The organism is Simplicispira sp., from assembly GCF_028687295.1.
GTDB classification, from domain to species: Bacteria; Pseudomonadota; Gammaproteobacteria; order Burkholderiales; family Burkholderiaceae_C; genus Simplicispira; species Simplicispira metamorpha.
Genome location: NZ_JAQUAL010000228.1, coordinates 1 through 2,932, shown reverse-complemented (window position 1 = coordinate 2,932; position 2,932 = coordinate 1). Strand labels below are relative to the sequence as shown.

The following is a 2,932-nucleotide window of genomic DNA, read 5'->3' as shown; positions in this document are numbered from 1 at the left end:
CGCTGCGGAAGCTGCCAGTGTTGAGTCCACATCTTGAAGGAACAGTCATGAAATCCCTTGCTTTCATCGCCCTCAGTGTTATCGCTTCCGCCGCTATGGCAACCGGCCCTGCCCCGTCTCCCTCGTCAGCCCCCGCCATCAGCATCACGGGCAACTCGACCCAGACCGTGTCACTGACATCGGCATTCGTCAGCAACAAATCGACAGGCTCCAAGAGCGAAGCGATCCAAAACCTGGCCAGCAACTCCGGTGATGTGACCATCAGCGGCAACTCGACCCAAAGCGTCAACGCCAACATGGGTTCGTCGATTTCCAACGAAGCCACGGGCAGCGATGCCTACGCCAGCCAGAACGTGTCGTCCAACCTGGGTGACGTGACCATTGGCGGCAATTCCACACAGTCCACCACCTTGATGTTTGCATCGCTGGCCAACCTGTCCAGCGGCAGCAACAGCAAGGCCGTGCAAAACGTGGCCAGCAACAACGCCTGCTTCACTTGCGCACCCGGCGCTACAGCATCCAACAGCGGCGGCGGCCACCACTGAGAGCGCAAACCCGGTGCAGAGCCTTCTGCACCACCTGTCGGCCAGCACCGCGCTGCCGACATCCACCTTTGAGGGCGGGCCCACCTTGCCTTGCGCGCCGTGGGCCCCCTTCCCCCCACTTATTTGACGGAGGTGCCCCATGACTATCAATATCCTGTCGCAATGGTTGGCTGCCACGGTTCTGGCCTGGTGCGGCACCGCACTGGTCTGGGCCCAGGCCCCCGGCGAAGACCCGGTCATCTTGGGCAAAAAGCTCGTCATCCAGATGATGCCCACCGGCCCGGCGCAGGCATCGGGCAACATTGACGGCAACACCGGCACCCCCTCCTGGCTGCGCGCACGCATTGCCCGCTACGAAGCCAAGGCTTTCTCGGCAGACACCACCGGCATCCTGACCAACAACGATGTGGTCACTACGGCCAATGCCGAAGGCATGCAAAAGACCTGTGTGCAAGAAGTGGGCAGCAACACGCTGTCAGCCAGCACCACCAACACAGCCCGCTACGGCCCCAACCAGGCGCCGCAGGTCGTTGTACTGCGCGGTGATCTGGTCAACATCTGTAAATAAATCGACATCCATACGCCAAACGCCACAAGCGCCTGCACAGCAGGAGAGGGAGCCTTATGCCGTCCACCACTATTGCGGGCGCTGTAGCGCGCCTTTTGAAGCTCGGTCGCTTTCGTTCAGGCACCTTGCTGGCCTTGGCGGGTGCGGTATGGGTCACAGGGTGCAGTACGCCCATGGATGCACGCAATGACGCGGCCTTCCAGAACCAGGCTTCCATCTCGGACAGGCCCGTGGTGCGCCCCACACGCTCGATCTCCAGCTTCTCGGACTCGTTGCAGTGCATGGATGTGATGCTGCGCGACGCCCAATTGCCCACCACGCTGATCACCAGCAAGCAAATTCCCGACTACTCATCGCGCGTGTCGGTGGCCACCAAGGACATGGTGATTACGGCCATCTCGCAGATGTCGCGGCTGAGCAACGCATTTCGCTTCGTGGACTACGAAGTGGACATTGCGCGCCAGGACACGGTGCAAAACCTCACCACCATCTTGCTCAACAACAACCAGATGCAGCTGCAACGGCCTGCGCTGTACCTGTCGGGGGCCATCGCTTTTGTCGATCAGAACGTCATCAACAACCGCTTTGATGCCGGTCTGTCAGGCCCGCGCGTGGATCTGGGCTACAGCAAGAACCGCAATGCCACCATCATCGGGCTGGAGATGCACCTGGGCGACTTTCGCACGCGCACACTGATTCCGGGGCTGGACTCGGCCAACGAGGTCATCGTAGGCACTGGCGGCCAGGGGCTGGACTTGGCAGGGCGCATCGGCACCTACGGCGTGCAGTTCAACGTGGGGCGCGACTACACCCAGGGCGCTGGCAGCGCCGTGCGCACCCTGGTGGAGCTGGCCACCATCGAGCTGATTGGCAAATGGGCACGCATCCCCTATTGGCAGTGCCTGACGCTGAAGCAAACCCACCCCGACTTCCAGCGCCAGCTGCGCGACTGGTATGACGAGGGCGATTCTGTCGTTCAACACCAGTTGGTCAAGCGCTCGCTGATCAGCCGGGGCTACCTGGGCGCCGGGGCCGAACAGTTGCCGGACAACAGCCCCATGCTGCGCCTTGCCGTAGCGCGCTTTCAGACCGACCAGGGCATGGTGGTCAGCGGTGTGATCGACTTCACCACCTACGAGCGTGCGCTGCGCAACTTTGTCACCCTGGGCACCGACGGCAAGCTCGCGCGGGTGGGCTGGGCCACCACCAGCGCCACCCCGGTGGCTGCGGCAGCACCGCCCGACGCCACAGCCGCAGGCGCCACAGCCTCGGCGGCAGCGCCCACGCAGTTGGCCTATGGCGCAGCAGCCCCAGCGCGCACCATCGACATGCAGATAGAAAACATCATGCTGGAGCGCACTGCTTTTGAGGTGGGCGAGCAAATCTTCCTGTCGGCCACGCTCTCGCGCACCTCCTACCTGTCGTGCTATCTGGCAGACGCCCGGGGCACGGTCATACGCCTGCTGCCCAACAGCGCCAACCCCTCGGGCTGGGTGTCGGCCAACCAGGCCGTGCGCATCCCCGACTGGATGAGCCCCAACCCCGGCTTCATCATGGACGCAGCCGCCCCCGGCACCGAAGGCGTGGCCTGCTTTGCCACCGACGAAGACCGCCAGGCACAGTTGCCCGAAGCCCTGCGTGGCCCTGCGCTCAAGCCGATCACCGGATACAACCGGCTGGAGCAGATCAACCAGGTCTTTGCCCAGGCGCTGGGCGCAGATGGCTACACCGGCAACGCCAAATACTGGCAGGTGGTGCCACGGCGGCCAGCGCCAGCACAACAGGCCAGCAAATGAGCGCGGCGCCCCGCCACCGCCAC

3 protein-coding genes are annotated in these 2,932 nt (G+C 63.4%); all 3 read left to right on the top strand.

The annotated features are described in order from the left end of the window. Window positions 1-47 precede the first annotated feature (47 nt). Window positions 48-545, top strand: coding sequence for a hypothetical protein (locus PHX69_RS15950; RefSeq protein ID WP_288045105.1), 498 nt, complete (start codon window positions 48-50; stop codon window positions 543-545). Window positions 546-684: 139 nt separating this feature from the next. Next, window positions 685-1,113 carry a hypothetical protein gene (locus PHX69_RS15945; RefSeq protein ID WP_193552731.1) on the top strand — a complete coding sequence of 143 codons (429 nt, stop codon included), beginning with the start codon at window positions 685-687 and terminating at the stop codon, window positions 1,111-1,113. Between the two features lie 173 nt (window positions 1,114-1,286). Continuing rightward, window positions 1,287-2,909 carry a DUF4384 domain-containing protein gene (locus PHX69_RS15940; RefSeq protein WP_288045107.1) on the top strand — a complete coding sequence of 541 codons (1,623 nt, stop codon included), beginning with the start codon at window positions 1,287-1,289 and terminating at the stop codon, window positions 2,907-2,909. The last annotated feature ends 23 nt before the right edge of the window (window positions 2,910-2,932 follow it).